The 16917-nt window shown below is 56.2% G+C and carries 11 protein-coding genes; 9 read left to right on the top strand and 2 right to left on the bottom strand.

From position 1 onward, the window contains the following. Window positions 1-148: 148 nt before the first annotated feature. The 8 genes from E4T21_RS08060 to E4T21_RS08095 all read left to right on the top strand — a co-directional run bounded on the left by E4T21_RS08060 (window position 149) and on the right by E4T21_RS08095 (window position 10045). Window positions 149-481 (top strand): YbeD family protein, encoded by a 333-nt coding sequence (locus tag E4T21_RS08060; RefSeq protein ID WP_149287106.1) that lies wholly within the window; start codon window positions 149-151, stop codon window positions 479-481. Then, window positions 417-1085 carry a lipoyl(octanoyl) transferase LipB gene (gene lipB / locus E4T21_RS08065; RefSeq protein WP_149284506.1) on the top strand — a complete coding sequence of 223 codons (669 nt, stop codon included), beginning with the start codon at window positions 417-419 and terminating at the stop codon, window positions 1083-1085. Before E4T21_RS08060 ends, lipB begins: the two co-directional genes overlap by 65 nt. Before the next feature lie 39 nt (window positions 1086-1124). Beyond that, window positions 1125-2126 (top strand): lipoyl synthase, encoded by a 1002-nt coding sequence (lipA, locus tag E4T21_RS08070; protein WP_149284507.1) that lies wholly within the window; start codon window positions 1125-1127, stop codon window positions 2124-2126. Between the two features lie 351 nt (window positions 2127-2477). After that, a complete protein-coding gene (locus E4T21_RS08075) occupies window positions 2478-5264 on the top strand; it encodes a DUF3141 domain-containing protein (RefSeq protein WP_149284508.1) in 2787 nt (928 codons plus the stop codon). A 403-nt stretch (window positions 5265-5667) separates the two neighbouring features. Further along, window positions 5668-8313: a type I DNA topoisomerase gene (gene topA, locus E4T21_RS08080; protein ID WP_149284509.1), complete on the top strand. Its 2646-nt coding sequence runs from the start codon at window positions 5668-5670 to the stop codon at window positions 8311-8313. Continuing rightward, window positions 8310-8783 carry a DUF6586 family protein gene (locus E4T21_RS08085; RefSeq protein WP_149284510.1) on the top strand — a complete coding sequence of 158 codons (474 nt, stop codon included), beginning with the start codon at window positions 8310-8312 and terminating at the stop codon, window positions 8781-8783. The genes topA and E4T21_RS08085 overlap by 4 nt, the downstream gene beginning before the upstream one ends. Before the next feature lie 157 nt (window positions 8784-8940). Beyond that, window positions 8941-9582, top strand: a complete 642-nt coding sequence (locus tag E4T21_RS08090; protein WP_149284511.1) for a L,D-transpeptidase family protein — start codon at window positions 8941-8943, stop codon at window positions 9580-9582. A 199-nt stretch (window positions 9583-9781) separates the two neighbouring features. Continuing rightward, window positions 9782-10045: an Lpp/OprI family alanine-zipper lipoprotein gene (locus tag E4T21_RS08095; RefSeq protein ID WP_149284512.1), complete on the top strand. Its 264-nt coding sequence runs from the start codon at window positions 9782-9784 to the stop codon at window positions 10043-10045. A gap of 350 nt (window positions 10046-10395) precedes the next feature. Here E4T21_RS08095 and E4T21_RS08100 read toward each other — a convergent pair whose 3' ends face one another. Beyond that, window positions 10396-11439, bottom strand: coding sequence for a L,D-transpeptidase family protein (locus E4T21_RS08100; RefSeq protein WP_240349330.1), 1044 nt, complete (start codon window positions 11437-11439; stop codon window positions 10396-10398). Window positions 11440-11622: 183 nt separating this feature from the next. Beyond that, entirely contained in the window at window positions 11623-15072 is a 3450-nt protein-coding gene (gene mfd, locus E4T21_RS08105) for a transcription-repair coupling factor (RefSeq protein WP_149284514.1), read from the bottom strand. 181 nt (window positions 15073-15253) lie between these two features. On the opposite strand from mfd, the gene E4T21_RS08110 reads away from it, so the two are divergent. After that, on the top strand, window positions 15254-16711 hold the full coding sequence (locus tag E4T21_RS08110; protein WP_149284515.1) for a glyceraldehyde-3-phosphate dehydrogenase: 1458 nt from the start codon (window positions 15254-15256) through the stop codon (window positions 16709-16711). The last annotated feature ends 206 nt before the right edge of the window (window positions 16712-16917 follow it).

The following is a 16917-nucleotide window of genomic DNA, read 5'->3' on the forward strand; positions in this document are numbered from 1 at the left end:
AGGGCCATGAGGCCCGCATTGAAAAACATGGGGCAGCCTCGGGGCTGCCCCATTGTATTGTGTTTCTTTATCGTGAACTTCCGGGTTTCCCTTGGTTGGTGCCGTGCGGTTGAGTAAAATGTTCGAATATCCTTCCACGGGGACCATGATGAACGACCGTTCCTTTCGCGATCTTCGCTCTGAGGCGGGACCGAATCCAACCGATGTCACGATCACCTTTCCCTGCGACTATCCCATCAAGGTGGTGGGTGATGCAGCCGAGGACTTTGCTGCTACTGTGGGCTTGATCGTCAAGCGACACGACCCTGGTTTCGATATCAGCAAGCTTGAAGTGGTCAACAGTCGTAATGGTCGTTTTCAGTCTGTGCGCCTGACATTGTGGGCCACAGGTGAAGAACAGATAACGGCGCTGTTCAATGATCTCAAGGCGACCGGGGTCGTCAGCCAGGCCTGTGTGGCAGGCCATGCGACATCTCACTGATACGCGAAATGCAGAAACCGCGGACCAGATATGGGTGGTTGAGCATGATCCGGTGTTTACCCAGGGACAGGCGGGCAAGCCAGAACATGTACTGATGCCCGGCGACATTCCGGTGATCTCCACTGATCGCGGAGGCCAGGTGACTTACCATGGCCCGGGGCAACTGGTGTTGTATCCGTTGCTTGATGTACGCCGCTCGCCCATGGGAGTACGTGACCTGGTCACCGCTCTGGAGAACAGCGTCATCGATGCACTGGCTGAGCATTCCATCGAGGCCTATGCGCGTCGTGATGCCCCGGGTGTTTATGTCGATGGGGCAAAGATTGCATCCTTGGGATTGCGTATTCGTCGTGGCGCCAGTTTTCATGGCGTGGCAGTGAATATCAGTCTCGATCTGGAGCCTTTCTCGCGGATCAATCCGTGTGGCTATGCTGGTCTGGCCATGACGCGTCTGGCTGACCTGGTAGAAGGCCCGGTAGATCTATGGGGCGAGGGCGAACGCTTGCTGCGGACGCTGGCCCTGCGTCTCGGTGAGCGTCAACTGGTGCCACGCAAGGGCCTGCCCACAATGATGGCCGCCCCCGATACACTCATCAGCGAATGATCGGTGAAATTGTGAGCCGATCCATCACAGGACAGTGACATGACAGACAGTTCTGCCATTGCCGCGGCTGCTGCTGCCGCAAAGGCCAAGAAGAATGCCCGTGTCGAGCGGGGAGTGAAACTACGCGGTGCCGACAAGGTTGCACGTATCCCGGTCAAGGTAATTCCTACCGAGGAGATCCCGCGCAAGCCGGACTGGTTGCGTGTGCGCATGCCGGTGTCCAAGGAAGTCACGCGGATCAAGGAGACCTTGCGTCGTCATGGTCTGCATACCGTGTGCGAGGAAGCTTCCTGTCCGAACCTGGGCGAGTGCTTCCATGGTGGCACCGCTACCTTCATGATCATGGGGGATATCTGCACGCGTCGCTGCCCCTTCTGCGATGTAGCGCATGGTCGCCCCAATGCCCTGAATGAGCGCGAGCCCCGTGAACTGGCCGAAGCCATCGCTGAGATGCGTCTCAATTATGTCGTGGTGACGTCAGTGGATCGCGATGATCTGCGTGATGGCGGTGCCCAGCACTTTGCTGACTGTATCCGCGAGATTCGTAACGATAGTCCCAATATCGAGATCGAGGTATTGGTGCCGGACTTCCGTGGGCGCATGGATGTTGCTCTGGACATTCTTGAAACCACGCCGCCTGACGTCTTCAACCATAACCTGGAAACTGTGCCGAGCCTGTATCGCAAGGTTCGCCCTGGTGCGGACTATCAGTGGTCGCTCGACTTGCTCAAGGGCTACAAGGAGCGCCGCCCTGAAGTAATGACAAAGTCGGGGTTGATGCTGGGTGTCGGCGAGCAGGATGATCAGGTCATCGAAGTGATGCGCGATCTGCGTGCCCACAATGTGGACATGTTGACGTTAGGGCAATACATGCAGCCATCCCGAAATCACTTGCCGGTGGACCGCTGGGTGACACCTGCCACGTTTGACTGGTTTGCAGAGCAGGGCAAGGCCATGGGGTTCACCCATGTGGCTTCCGGCCCTCTGGTACGCTCTTCCTACCATGCCGATCAGCAAGCTCATGGCATCGAAGTCAAGTAGACAAGACATCGCCCGGCTTTCGCCGGGCGATGTCTTTCTGGGTATGGAGTCTCGCGGGTGGGACTGGGACAGCCGTTTCTCGGAAGCGCTGATCATGCAAAAACATGCATGATGACGCACCAGGGTTTTGCAGATTGGGTCTGGTTAGGTATATTGCAGTGCAACAATGTGATTTTTACAGCAAGCACCGTGACCGCAAGCACTGCAATGAAGAGCACTGCGTGCGACGAAACGCACTGATGACCTTCTGTACAAGTTCTCTGCTGGTGGGAAAGGTTCCTGGCAGACAGTCTCAGTGAAAGCGGGCGTCCTCCTCGGCGCCTGCGCACCGGGTACCTCTTGGGAGCTCCTATGACTGCACAGATGTCGAAAGTTACTCAGCCGCTATATCCTCTATTCGATCCTTTTGGCTTTGGGCGAGCTGCCGTTGATTACTGGCGCGACAGTGTCGAGCGCAGCATTCTGTATTGGGATGTCATGCGCCAGCGGGGCAATGAATATCTTGAGCACATCGAGAAGACTCGTCCCAGCGTGCTTGGCTTCGATGCTGATATCATCATGTACGGCCAGGATCTGCCTCGTCCCGTCAACTACGAACTATTACGTATCCATCCTCCAGAGGGGGTGGAAATCGATGAGCAGGCGCGACCTTTTGTTGTTGTCGATCCTCGTGCAGGCCATGGTCCCGGTATAGGTGGTTTCAAGGCGGACAGCGAGATTGGTGTTGCTCTGCGTGCTGGCCACCCCTGTTATTTCGTCGCTTTCATGCCATACCCGGTACCCGGGCAGACAGTAGAAGATGTCGTCGAAGCTGAAGTCGCTTTCCTTCAGCATGTCAATGAGTTGCATCCCGATACGGAAAAGCCTGTCGTCGTCGGTAATTGCCAGGCTGGCTGGCAGATCATGATGGCTGCTGCCCTCGAACCACAGCTGTTTGGTCCCATATTGATTGCTGGTGCACCGCTTTCTTACTGGGCGGGCGAGCGAGGGTATGCTCCGATGCGCTATACAGGGGGGCTGACTGGTGGAAGCTGGATAACCCACCTGCTGTCCGACATGGGGGATGGCCTGTTTGATGGTGCCTGGCTGGTGCAGAACTTTGAGCGCCTCAATCCGGCCAATACATGGTGGGACAAGCAGTACCGCCTTTATGCCAATGTCGATACCGAAGCCGAGCGCTACCTTGGCTTCGAGCGCTGGTGGGGAGGACACGTGGTGCTTGGGGGGCAGGAAATCCAGTACATAGTGGATAACCTGTTTGTCGGTAATCGATTGTCCACGGCCAAGCTGGTTACCTCAGATGGGCGCCGTATCGACCTGCGCAATCTGCGCTCTCCCGTGGTGCTGTTTTGTTCGAAGGGGGACGATATCACTCCTCCGCCACAGGCTCTGGGGTGGGTGCGCGACCTTTACGCCGGCGTCGACGACATCATTGCCAACGACCAGACCATCGTCTATTGCGTGCATGACAAGACCGGTCATCTCGGCATCTTCGTCTCGGGCAGTGTCTCGCGCAAGGAGCATACCGAGTTCACTGCCAACATGGATTACATCGATGTCTTGCCGCCCGGTCTCTACGAGACTTCGGTGTCCAAGGCAGCGGACAGGCCGGATGCAGAACTGATCGAGCGCGATTACCTGCTCGAGTTCTCCACCCGTGACTTCGACGATCTTGATGAGGTTGTGCAGCACAACCCCGAAGATGAGCGGCGCTTTGCTACGGTAGCTCGTGTTTCCGAGATAAACCTGGGGCTGTATCAACAGTTTCTGCAGCCTTGGATCAAGGCATTGTCCACCCCAGAGAGCGCCCGTTGGATGCGCAAGATGCATCCTAATCGTCTGGGCTACCGCATGCTGTCCGACCGTAGTCCTTGGATGGCGCCATTGCCCGTACTGGCCGACATGGTGCGCAAGGACCGTCAGCAGCTTGATGAGAACAATATCTTTCGGGCCTTTGAGGATATCTTTTCCCAGCAGGTTTCGCGTTCCCTGGATGCTTGGCGTGTGTTCCGGGATAGCGCCATCGAGAAAGTCTTTCTCGATGTCTACGGTCAGACCATGTTGCAGTCTCTGGTCGGCCTGCATGGTACCAGCAAGGAGGTTCTGCCTCGTCCGGGTCAGGAACCTGAACATCTGCGCTTCATTGCCCAGCGTCAGGCAGATATTGCAGCACGCGTTGCCAAGGGTGGCAGTCATGAGGCGGTGATGCGTTCGGTGATTTATGTGTTGGGGGGCGCTCCGGCAACGGATGGTCGGAACTTCCGCCGCCTGCGTGCTTCGCGTTCCGAGTTGGAGCCGCGTCTGGATATGACGCTGTTCAAGGAGCTGGTGCGTGAACAGTTCTTCATCCTCAAGCATGACAAGGAAGCTGCCTTGGCTGCCATCCCTGCCTTGCTCAGGAAGGAAAGCGCAGAAGTCATTGATGCTCATATTGAGCATATCGAACATGTGCTAGCCGCTAGTGGTGAGTTGAGCGCCCATGCCGCAGCGCGCCTGGACAAGGTCAAGGCGTTGTTTGCCGTGGCGCGCACGGCAGCGGCTGGCGATAGCGGCGGTGGGTCCACGGCGACAATACCGACCGTTGCAGCCACTGCCTCGACCAAGACAGCAGTGAAGACCAAGACAGCAGTGAAGACCAGGCCGGCGAGTGATGAGCCTAAGGCAAAGTCGGTACGTGCTAGTGCTTCCAGCAGCACAAGTAAGGCAAGTGCTAATGCCGGCACCAAGACAGCAAGTGCCAAGACAGCAAGTGCCAAGACAGCAAGTGCCAAGACAGCAAGTGCCAAGACAGCAAGTGCCAAGACAGCAAGTGCCAAGACAGCAAGTGCCAAGACAGCAAGTGCCAAGACAGCAAGTGCCAAGACAGCAAGTGCCAAGACAAGTGCGAAAACTGTCGCCAGGTCGGCAGATGTTGATGCTGGAGGCAACGAGTCAGAAGATGCCAAGGCAAGCAGGAGTTCCAAGGCGCGAAGCTCGCGTGCAAAGAGTGCGATGTCAAAAAATGCTCAGGAAAGTATCGAGGCATCTAGTGCTGTCAAGTCTTCCTCGAAGGACGCGGCCACTGAGGACACTGTACAAGCCCCGACGCAACGCACTTCTCGCCGGCGTGGTACGACTCGAGGTACGACCAAGAGCTGATTCAGGGGGTTCTGGTTGTCTGAAAGGAAGTGGTTTGATGCCCTCCAGGGTTTCTGGGGGGCATTTTTCGTCAGAGAAATGCATGAAAAAGAGATGCTTTCCATCTGGTGTGCAATGCAGTGGGGTTGTCGACGGGCGTACCTTGCGTCTAGTCTCTTGGCGAAGCTTCTGGTTTCCTTGTCAGGAGTTATGAGCGGGCAGGTATGCCGTGTAGATGATGAAATTGGCAGGTAAATGCCATGTCGCGTGGGCTTCGACTGGCGTGTTGTGCAACGCTGGGGTAGGGTAGGCGCATTTTTCCGTCATCCGGATCATGGGGAGCGCAGGGGATTGCCCTCTGGATGGCGTGTCTTTCAGATTGGCGTGCGCACCAGTTGCAACGCCACGACTATTGTGGAGTGCTATGGGCAAGTCTCTGGTCATCGTCGAGTCTCCCGCCAAAGCGAAGACGATCAATAAGTATCTCGGCAGCGATTTCATCGTGAAGTCGAGCGTGGGTCATATTCGCGACCTGCCGACCAGTGGCTCTGGCAAGACGGCCTCCGATCCCAAGGAGAGGGCGCGCCAGGCTGCTGCAACACGCAAGATGTCTGCTGAAGAGAAGGTGGAATACAAGAAGCGAAAGGCTCACGATCAACTGATCCGGCGCATGGGAATAGATCCTGCCAATGGTTGGCAGGCCAACTATGAAGTGTTGCCTGGCAAGGAAAAGGTCGTTGCCGAGCTCAAGAAACTGGCAGCAAAGGCTGATACGGTATATCTCGCGACCGATTTGGATCGCGAAGGGGAAGCCATTGCCTGGCATTTGCGCGAGACCATTGGTGGAACGGAAGATCGCTACCGTCGGGTAGTGTTCAACGAGATCACCAAGAATGCCATTCAGGAAGCCTTCAAGGACCCAGGTTCGCTTAATATGCCACGGGTCGAGGCACAGCAGGCTCGGCGCTTCCTCGATCGTGTCGTTGGCTTCATGCTTTCGCCGTTGCTGTGGGCCAAGGTTGCCCGTGGTCTGTCCGCAGGCCGAGTGCAGTCGGTGGCTATGCGCCTGATCATTGAGCGTGAGCGCGAAATCCGTGCCTTCGTGCCAGAAGAGTTCTGGGATGTACATGCAGACCTGATGCCCAAGGGCGTAGCCGGTCAGGTAGAGCCGGTGCGCTTTGAGCTGGCACGTCAGAACGGTGAAACCTTCCGCCCGACCAGTGAAGAAGAAACGCTCAAGCGCATTGCAGCCCTCAAGAGTGCGAGCCTGAAGATCACTGGGAGGGAAGACAAGCCGACCCGTTCCAAGGCTACGGCTCCCTTTATTACCTCGACGCTGCAGCAGGCTGCCAGCGGGCGCTTGGGCTTCTCTGTGAAGAAGACCATGATGCTGGCTCAGCGCCTCTATGAGGCAGGCTATATCACTTACATGCGTACCGATTCCACCAATCTTTCTGCGGAGGCGGTGGAGTCGGTTCGTGGTTACATTGGCAGTGAGTTCGGTACTCGTTATCTGCCTGATGCTCCCAACCGTTATTCAAGCAAGGAAGGCGCTCAGGAAGCCCACGAGGCTATTCGTCCTTCCGATGTTAAGCACCGTGGTGCGGACCTGGCGGGGATGGAACGGGATGCTGAGCGTCTCTACGAGTTGATCTGGCGCCAGTTCGTTGCCTGCCAGATGACGCCGGCAGAATACCTTTCCACCACACTGACAGTGTCCGTGGATGGCTATGAGCTCAAGGCCAAGGGGCGGGTGCTTAAGTTTGATGGCTATACCCGCGTCATGACACCGCTTGGTCGCAAGGAGGAAGACCAGGCATTGCCGGACCTGGCCGAGGGTACTGTCATGTCCTTGCAGGCGTTGGATCCCAGGCAGCATTTTACCAAGCCTCCGGCCCGCTATACCGAAGCCAGCCTGGTCAAGGAGCTCGAAAAGCGTGGCATCGGTCGTCCTTCTACCTATGCCGCCATCATTTCCACCATTCAGGATCGTGGCTACGTCAAGCTGGAGAATCGTCGCTTCTATGCAGAGAAGCTTGGCGATATTGTCACCGAGCGTCTGAAGGAGTCCTTCCCTGACCTGATGGACTATTCCTTCACCGCACGAATGGAAGATAACCTGGATGAAGTGGCTGAAGGGGAGCGTAATTGGCGTGCTTTGCTGGATGCTTTCTACAAGGAATTCAGCGCCGAGCTGAGTGAAGCAGAAAGTGAAGAGGGCATGCGTCCCAATCAGCCAGTGCCAACGGATATCGACTGTCCTGCCTGTGGGCGCAAGATGCAGATTCGAACAGCTTCAACAGGTGTGTTTCTTGGCTGTAGTGGTTATAACCTTCCGCCCAAGGAACGCTGCAAGACCACCATCGACCTGTTGCCGGGTGATGAAGCGGTGGCCGCAGATGCTGGTGAAGACGCCGAAACTGATGCCCTGCGTGCCAAGCAACGCTGCCCGATCTGCTCCACTGCCATGGACAGCTACCTGATCGATGAGCATCGCAAGCTCCACATCTGTGGCAATAGCCCTGACTGTGCCGGTTATGCCGTGGAAGAAGGCAAGTTCCGCATCAAGGGATATGATGGTCCCGTCATCGAATGCGACAAGTGTGGTTCCGAGATGCAGCTCAAGTCCGGGCGTTTCGGAAAATATTTCGGCTGCACCAACGACAGTTGCAAGAATACGCGCAAGTTGCTGCGCAATGGTGAAGTGGCCCCGCCCAAGATGGACCCGATCTCGATGCCGGAACTGGCCTGCCAGAAGGTCGAGGACCATTACGTGCTGCGTGATGGTGCCAGTGGCCTGTTTTTGGCTGCCAGCAAATTTCCCAAGAATCGTGAGACACGTCCGCCGCTGGTCAGAGAGCTCAAGGCACATGCAGATGAGCTGCCTGAGAAATATCACTACTTGCTCTCTGCCCCCGAGCAGGATCCCGATGGCCGTCCGAGTCAGATTCGTTTCTCGCGCAAGCTCAAGGAGCAGTTCGTGATGACGGATGATGACAATGGTAAGGCGACGGGATGGAAAGCATCATGGGATGGCAAGGGCTGGCAAGTGGAGGACAAGCGTAAGTGACACCGCGAGCAAGAACCAATCAACTGCTATATCAGGCTGAACTCTTGCTGACCATGGCTTCGGGAAATGGCGGCGAGGTTGGCGATGAGCATAGCGATGCTCGTCGCCGCGCCCGCGAGGAAGGGGCGCTAGCCTTGATGGAACTGGCATTGAATGCCTTGCTGCGCGATGTCACCTTCCATGCCCATTTGACGCAACATCATTGGCGTGAGCTGTTATTGGGTGAATCTGCTCCAGGAGTGGCGGAAGTGGTGCGGCTCCGCAGTCTGGTGGAGGACCCTGACAGCTGGCTTTCATGGTTATTGGCTCGGATTGAAGCCTTGCATGGTGATGAAGGTGCCAGTAAAGCGAGTGCTGCAAGTGCTCGCTTGATAGTCGGAGGGGGGGGCTTGACTGAGTCACTGGCCGACTGTCTTGCTTCCATGAAGGCAGAAGTCGCTGCGCTGCGGGAAACGAGTGAGGAATGGTAAGTTTGCCTTGTTCCTTTTTTGCGACACTTCGTGTGCCTTTTTTCTTGCCCTGCTCAGATTAGGAACTGGCATCATTTCCAATCCGGGCATACCTTATTGGATGGCACTTACGGTCTGTCACCAACGATTTCAACTATCGACAGTGAGTCTGATGTGCATGGATAAATTTTCTCGTCGCCATATTATCCGAATGATACTTGGGGCAGGTTTGCTACTGCCATCTCTCGGTTGGGGGTATACCGGTACCAATACAAATACCAGTAGCGATGCCCAGTTGAGCGAGCTTCTTCGTCAGGCGGATACTCCTGCTTCGGCTAATGAGGTCTGGGTGCTGATCGAGGACCAACAGTCGCTCTTGACCGTTTATCGTGGCAATGCCGAACTGGCGCGTTTTTACGATGTTCGTATTGGTCGGGGCGGGAGCAAGCTGCAGCGCGTGATGGGTGACAAGGCGACCCCGCAAGGGGAATTCCATGTCAATCGCTTCAATTTCAATAGCAAGTTCGACATCTTTATCGGATTGGATTATCCAACGCCGAGGCATGCCAGGATGGCCCTGGAGAGTGGGCTTTATACCCAACAGGATTACGATTCCTATTTCGACTACTACCGCTTGCATAGTAGTCCGCCTCAGGAAACGGTGCTTGGAGGTTACATCGGAATACATGGTATTGGAGAAGGCGACGAGAACATCCATCGCAATTTTAACTGGACCAATGGATGTGTCGCCGTGTCCAATCAGGAAATTCAAGAGCTCGCATCATTAATTGATGTTGGCACCCGCGTCGTCATCCGCTAATCTTTATTGGGTGCAAAGGGCATTCAAGGCTCTGGACAAGCGCCGTTGTGTGTTATAAAACAGCGTTTGACTCAGTGTGCTATCGCAGCACCAGTCGCTGCAAGAAAGTCCTGCCTTTGCAGGAAGCCAGATGTGAATCTATCCTCCGATATGTTTGCATCATTAAACGTAGTACCAAGGAAGACTCAAGGAGAACACCATGACTCTCAAGACTACTCTGAAGCTGACCGCTGCTGCTGCCTCTCTGGCTGTTCTGGCTGGCTGCGCCTCCTCCAGCGCTCTGGAAGAAGTTCGCACCACAGCTGAATCCGCTCAGGCTGACGCTGCTGAAGCTCGTAGCATCGCTACTCAGGCTCAGAACACTGCGAACCAAGCTCAGCGCGACGCTCAAGCAGCTCTGCAGCTGTCTCAGCAGAACCGCGAAGAGATGAACCGCATGTTCCAGACCTCCATGCGCAAGTAATCATGGTTGGTTGATCGTTGTTGTCGCCCCTCGGGACGATAACGCGATTCAGATTGAGGCCCCGCCTTTTTGGCGGGGCCTCAATCGTTTGTGGTAAAGGGATAATGCTGAGGTGGAAAGTTGTATCCCCCCTGGTTTGATGTCCTGATGCAGTAAGGTGGTTTGAAAGAGTGGGCCAGGTGGGCTGTAGGGCCTTGTAGAGAGTTTTTTCTGGTCTCTATAGGGAGAGAGGCAGGGCAGTGTTACTTCGCCTTACAACGCCTCTATGGGCGTTCTAGCTGAATCAAATATTGCGTTCAACATAAAAAAAGCGCTCCTGAAGGAGCGCCTTTTTTCCATCAGGCTGTAAATTAGCCCTTGGCTTTTTCCTCGGCCTTGATATCGGCGCGGACCAGTTCGACATGGTCATACAGTGAGCCAGGCAATGGCTGGGGCTCTGTAACACCAGGAACCAGAGCAACAGGCAGACCACTGGAGTCTTCCACGGCCTGAGTCAGGATGTCGTAATCGACCTGGAAGTCGGTATCTTTGGCTGCAGCATCCGCTTGATCGATAGCGGCAGTCACACGCTTGAGATCAGTAGTTTGCTTTTCATCTTCATCCAGCACCGGATAGGCTTGGGTGTAGAGAGCGCCATCGAGCCAACCCATCTTGACCGGTTCGTTGACGATGTTTACCTGGGTACCAATCGATACCTGGTCGAACAGATGTTCGACATCTTCTGGCAGCATGCGTACACAGCCATGAGTGACGCGCATGCCAACACCTTCCGGCTTGTTGGTGCCGTGAATCAGATAACCGGGAATGCCCAGGCGCATCTTGCGCGTTCCCAAGGGGTTGTCCGGGCCAGGTTTGACCACGGCAGGTAACGGATTGCCATTTTCAGCGTGCTCACGGCGAATGGATGCCGGCGGGACCCAGGAAGGATTGCGTTCTCTGGTGGTGATATGGGTTACACCTAGCGGAGTCTTCCAATCCATACGGCCCACAGCGATGGGGTAAGTCTGGACCATGCCGGGGTCATTGGGCGGATAGTAGTACAGACGCATTTCCGCCACGTTGATCACGATGCCCTTGCGCGGTGCATCGGGCAGGATGAACTCTCCTGGAATCACGACTTCGGTGCCTTCGCCAGGGTACCAGATGCTCACATCCGGGTTGGCGCGGACCATGGCGTTATAGCCGAGACCGTGCTCATGACCGATGGAAATCAGCGTGTCTTCTTCCTTGGCTTTCACGGTATAGACACTGCCGACCACATCGCCGTTTTCGGGTAGGTGGTAGTAGCCGCGGCGTAGATCATCGGCCGCCGCAAATGGAGTGGCCAGGGCTGCGGTCATGCCCAGAATCATGGCCATCATGGCCAATGGCCGTCGGAAAGAGTTGAGTTTCATTGCTATCAGTCTCGACATTGGGGAAACAGCAAGCTCCCTGCTTCGATGGTACGAAAAGCGGGATGGCATAAGCATAGTTTGACGTCTCTTTCGCGGCGGCGCTAGTCCCTGGCCAGGGACATACGCGCCAACCGCTTCCCGAGCCAGGTGAAATGGCTCGAGTCGTGCTTATCAGCCCTGCTGTCAGGCGGCCTCTGCCTTTCGGTTCAGAGCATCGAGCAATTGCTCGATAGCCTGGAAGCGAGCCTCTTCATTGTTCATGGGAGTGGTGAAACGAAGTATATCTGCACCATCCAGGCGATAGACCTGAGGGGACTTCTGAATCAGTTCCACCAGGGTCAATGGGTCCACATTGGTCCTGTGACTGAACAGGATGCGGCCACGCTCCTCTCCGGCTTCCAGGCGGCTGATGCCCAAGCGTTCAGCACGATGACGCAGTCGTGTCTGGCGCAGCAATGTCTTGACCGGGCCTGGCAGGAGACCAAAACGATCGATCATTTCCACCCGCAGTTCCTTTAATTCAGCATCATTGGTCGTGTTGGCAATGCGCTTGTACATGACCAGGCGTTGCTGCACATCATGGAGGTAATCATCAGGGATCAGTGCGGGCAGGTTGAGGTTGATTTCCACCCCATTGTCCAGAGGGTCCTCGATATTGGGAGTTCGACCTTCACGGATTGCCTGCACTGCACGGTCGAGCATCTGCATATAAAGGCTGTAGCCAATGGCTTCCATCTGACCGCTTTGCTCGTCGCCCAACAGTTCTCCAGCCCCTCTGATTTCCATGTCGTGACTGGCGAGCGTGAAGCCTGCGCCGAGATCTTCTGCCTGGCTGATTGCTTCAAGGCGCTTGACGGCATCCCGGGTCATGGCGCGAGGAGGGGGTGCCAGCAAATAAGCATAGGCCTGGTGGTGGCTGCGACCGACTCGTCCACGCAGCTGGTGGAGTTGGGCCAGGCCGAACTTGTCAGCACGTTCAATAATGATGGTATTGGCGTTAGGTACGTCGATGCCGGTTTCAATGATGGTGGAACACACCAGCACGTTAAAGCGCTTGTGGTAGAAGTCCGACATCACTCTTTCCAGGGAGCGTTCTGGTAATTGGCCATGGGCGACACCGACCCTGGCTTCGGGGACCAGTTCACGTAGCTTTTCTGCAGCTGCCTCTATTGTCTTGACCTCGTTATGCAGGAAGTAGACCTGACCGCCACGCAGGATTTCGCGCAGGATGGCTTCCTTGATGGTGGGCTCTTCGCGCTGTTGAATGAAGGTTTTTACCGACAGGCGGCGTGCAGGAGGTGTGGCGATGATCGACAGATCGCGTATGCCGCTCATGGCCATGTTCAGTGTTCTGGGAATAGGGGTGGCGGTGAGCGTCAATACATCGACTTCGGAGCGCAAGCCCTTGAGGTGCTCTTTCTGGGAGACGCCGAATCGATGTTCCTCATCAATGATGACCAGTCCCAGGCGAGGGAAGCGCAGCTGTTTCGACAGCACCTTGTGGGTGCCGATAATGATGTCTGTCTTGCCGTCCTTGATGCGAGCAAGAACATCGTTCTGGCCGCTGCCTCCGGTGAAACGCGACAGCAATTCGATGTCCACTGCGGTATCGGCGAAGCGGTCACGGAAGTTCTCGTAATGCTGACGAGCCAGTAGTGTGGTGGGAACCAGTACCACCACCTGGCGCCCGGACTGTACCGCCAGGAATGCCGCGCGCATGGCAACCTCGGTCTTGCCAAAACCTACGTCCCCGCACACGACGCGATCCATGGGTTTTGGGGTGGTCATGTCCGAGATGACTGCCTGAATGGCCTGGCGCTGATCTGGCGTTTCCTCGAAGGGGAAGTTGGCAACGAAGCGGGCATATTCATCATCAGGAGGTTCGTTGGCAAAGCCTTCTCTGGCTTCGCGGCGAGCATAGATATCCAGCAGCTCTGCGGCGGTGTCGCGGATCTTTTCGGCAGCCTTGCGCTTGGCCTTGTCCCATTGTTCGGAGCCGAGACGGTGCAAGGGGGCGAGCTCTTCGTCAACGCCAGAATAGCGGGAAATCAGATGCAGGCTGTCCACAGGGACATAGAGCTTGCTGCCTTCGGCATATTCAAGGCAGACAAATTCGGCTGCCTGCCCGCTGGTTTCCAGGATTTCCAGTCCTCGATAGCGACCGATTCCGTGGAGCTGGTGAACGACGGGGGCGCCTTCCCGTAGTTCGGACAGGTGGCGTACGGCCAGCTCGTTGTCATCTGTGGCCTTGCCCTGGCGACGGGTCTGGCGTACGACGTCACCGATCAGCTCGGTTTCGGTGATCACGGCCAGGTCAGGTGTAGTCAGGGTCAGGCCTGATGCTAGATCGCCTTCACCGATGGCCAGGCGATGCTCGCTCTCCAGGAAAGCAGAGAAGCTTGCTATCTGCGGTAGATGGGGCGTCGCTGGGGCCAGAGTTTCTTCGAGCGCTTCACGGCGACCACGCGACTCGGCAACGAAAAGAACACGACGTTCGGGATTGTCGGTCAGGTATTTCTGCAGGGCAGCCAGAGGTGACTTCGTCCGGGCATTGATGGCCACCTCGGCTGGTGGTTCTGTCAGAGAGGCTGCTGCATGCGGGTGCGCGGCATCACGTGTCAGCTCGATGCGAGGGTGTTGCTTGATCAGGCCAAACAGTTCGGCTTCGGGAATGAAGGCCCTGTGAGGTGGCAGCAGTGGTCGAGTGGGGTCGACGCCGAGGTTTTCGTAGCGACTGGTGATAGCCGCCCAGTGATGCTCGGCAGCTTCCCGGGCGCGGGGCATGAGCGCGATGCGTGTGCCTTCGGCCAGATGGTCGAGGAGGGAGGCGGTTTCCTCGAAGAACAGTGGCAGGTACTGCTCCAGGCCTGCAGCGGGGATGCCCTTCAATGCATCCACATACAGGGGGCACTGGCGCGGGTCCACGTCGAAGAGTGTCTCGAATCCTTCGCGGAAGCAGGCGATGGCAGAGCGTGACAGCGAATATTCATGGGCTGGTAGCAGCTCGATACTTTCCACCTTGTCTGCACTACGCTGGGTGTCAGGGTCGAAACTGCGCAAACTGTCGATTTCATCGTCAAACAGATCAATGCGCAGTGGCGAGTCATTGCCCATGGGGAAGAGGTCGATCAGTGCGCCTCGCAGGGCATATTCTCCGGGCTCGTAAACCGTTTCCACTGCGCGATATCCCGCTCGAGACAGTTTGTCCCGGAAGGCTTCCCGGTCCAGCGTGGCGCCCACTTCCAAGGTCAGCACGCGTCCCGCGATGTAGTCAACGGGAGAAAGTCGCTGCATCAGGGTATTGATCGGCACCAGCACGATGCCATGCACGCCATCCTGCAGGGTGCGTAGCGTGCGCAGGCGCGCCGATACAATATCCTGATGGGGCGAAAAACTATCGTAAGGCAGCGTTTCCCAGTCAGGGAAAGGCAGGACGGGTACCGTGGAGAAGAAGGCAAGCTCATTTTCCAGCCGCAGGGCCTCGGCGGTATCGGCGGTAACAACCAGCAGCGGGGCATCGTTGGCCAGGCGTGACAGGGCCAGGGCTGTGGCAGATCCCGGGGGCTCCAGCCAGTAGAGGGTGTCGCGAGTGCCCTTGGGGTGTGGAGGTTCGAGCGGCGAAAAAGTCGGCATGTTGACGTCGTATCGCTGTCTGGGTGAAGAGGGTTGCATCATACCAGCCCTATTTGCGTCCTGTAGTCAAACTGTGATTTCTGTAATATCCCTACATCTTGTGCGACCATCCAGCGATTGCGAGTGTGAGGTATGGGCCAGATAATACAGGCGTTTTCCATTCCCCACATTGAGGTATCCCGTGAGCCAGCAATCCGACGCAGTCTTCCAGGAATGGCACGATAACCAGGCTATTGTGGAGCAGATGATTCCACTGATCGGTAGCCTGTACCGCCATAACAATGTGGTTACCACCATGTTTGGTCGCTCGCTGTTCAACCGCAGCGTCATCCGTATCCTGAAGGATCACCGTTTTGTTCGGAAGGTCGAGGGCACTGAGCTGTCCGTGACGGATACCTTCCCCCTGGTGCAGGCCATGACTGAGCTGAACCTGGGGCCGGCCCATGTCGACGTGGGTAAGCTGGGCGTGGCATTCAAGAAGCAAGGGGGCGGCGATGCCGTTGCCTTCATGCGCGAGCAACTTGCCGAGATCGTCGACGGCCATGATCCCCAGGCCACTGGCGAGCCCAAGGATGTCGTCCTGTATGGCTTCGGTCGCATTGGTCGAATTCTGGCCCGTGTGCTGATCGAGAAGGCTGGGGGCGGTAACCTGCTGCGTCTGCGAGCCATCGTGGTGCGTGGTCGCGGCGATATCGCCAAGGATCTCGAAAAGCGTGCCAGCCTGTTGCGTCGTGACAGTGTTCATGGTCCTTTCGATGGCACCATCAGCGTGGATGCCGAGTCTCGCAGCCTGATCGCCAACGGCAATGTCATTCAGGTCATCTATGCCGATTCGCCCAGCGAGATCGACTATACCGCCTATGGCATCAATAACGCTGTGGTGGTGGATAACACAGGTATCTGGCGCGACGAAAAAGGGCTCAGCCAACACCTCGAGTGCAAAGGGGTATCCAAGGCTCTGCTGACTGCGCCAGGCAAGGGAGATGTCAAGAATATCGTCTTTGGTATCAACCACGGTGATATCAGCAATGATGACCGCATCATCTCTGCGGCTTCCTGTACCACCAATGCCATCGTGCCTGTGCTCAAGGTGCTCAACGACGAATACGGTATCGAGCATGGTCATGTCGAGACCGTACACTCCTATACCAACGACCAGAACCTGATCGACAACTATCACAAGGGTGATCGTCGTGGCCGGAGCGCCCCGTTGAATATGGTGCTGACGGAGACTGGTGCTGCCAAGGCCGTTGCCAAGGCGCTGCCCGAGCTGGGTGGCAAGCTGACCGGTAATGCCATTCGGGTGCCGACTCCGAATGTGTCCATGGCGATTCTCAACTTGTCTCTCGACAAGGAAGTGGATACAGAAAGCCTGAATGGTTACCTGCGTCGCATGTCCATCGATTCTGACTACCAGAAGCAGATTGACTACGTGGACTCTCCGGAAGTGGTGTCCAGTGATTTCGTCGGCAATCGCCATGCGGGTATCGTCGATGCTCAAGCGACCATTGCCCAGGGCAAGCATGTCGTACTGTATGTCTGGTATGACAACGAGTTTGGCTATAGCTGTCAGGTCATTCGCATCTTGCAGCACATTTCCAACGTATCTTTCTTGAAGTTGCCGCACAGCGCCAACTAATCAAGGGCATTAAGCGCTTTCCTGCTTCATGTTGGGAGTAAAGGGAGCGTTTATCGGGAAATGCTGATACCCCTTGTAGCCATTGATCTACAAGGGGTTTTTTATGCCTTTTTGAACCCGTTCTGTCGTTGTTAGATGGATCTGCTACGTTCGATCCTGTAGTCATTCCATCGCCTTGTCTTTATAATGCTGGGGATTTTTCGGGG

This window comes from Halomonas binhaiensis (assembly GCF_008329985.2).
Classification (GTDB): domain Bacteria; phylum Pseudomonadota; class Gammaproteobacteria; order Pseudomonadales; family Halomonadaceae; genus Halomonas; species Halomonas binhaiensis.

Coding starts and splice junctions, on each gene's coding strand:
- E4T21_RS08060 (WP_149287106.1), top strand. CDS start 149: ATGAACGACCGTTCCTTTCGCGATCTTCGCTCTGAGGCGGGACCGAAT.
- lipB (WP_149284506.1), top strand. CDS start 417: ATGATCTCAAGGCGACCGGGGTCGTCAGCCAGGCCTGTGTGGCAGGCC.
- lipA (WP_149284507.1), top strand. CDS start 1,125: ATGACAGACAGTTCTGCCATTGCCGCGGCTGCTGCTGCCGCAAAGGCC.
- E4T21_RS08075 (WP_149284508.1), top strand. CDS start 2,478: ATGACTGCACAGATGTCGAAAGTTACTCAGCCGCTATATCCTCTATTC.
- topA (WP_149284509.1), top strand. CDS start 5,668: ATGGGCAAGTCTCTGGTCATCGTCGAGTCTCCCGCCAAAGCGAAGACG.
- E4T21_RS08090 (WP_149284511.1), top strand. CDS start 8,941: ATGGATAAATTTTCTCGTCGCCATATTATCCGAATGATACTTGGGGCA.
- E4T21_RS08095 (WP_149284512.1), top strand. CDS start 9,782: ATGACTCTCAAGACTACTCTGAAGCTGACCGCTGCTGCTGCCTCTCTG.
- E4T21_RS08100 (WP_240349330.1), bottom strand. CDS start 11,439: ATGAAACTCAACTCTTTCCGACGGCCATTGGCCATGATGGCCATGATT.
- mfd (WP_149284514.1), bottom strand. CDS start 15,072: ATGCCGACTTTTTCGCCGCTCGAACCTCCACACCCCAAGGGCACTCGC.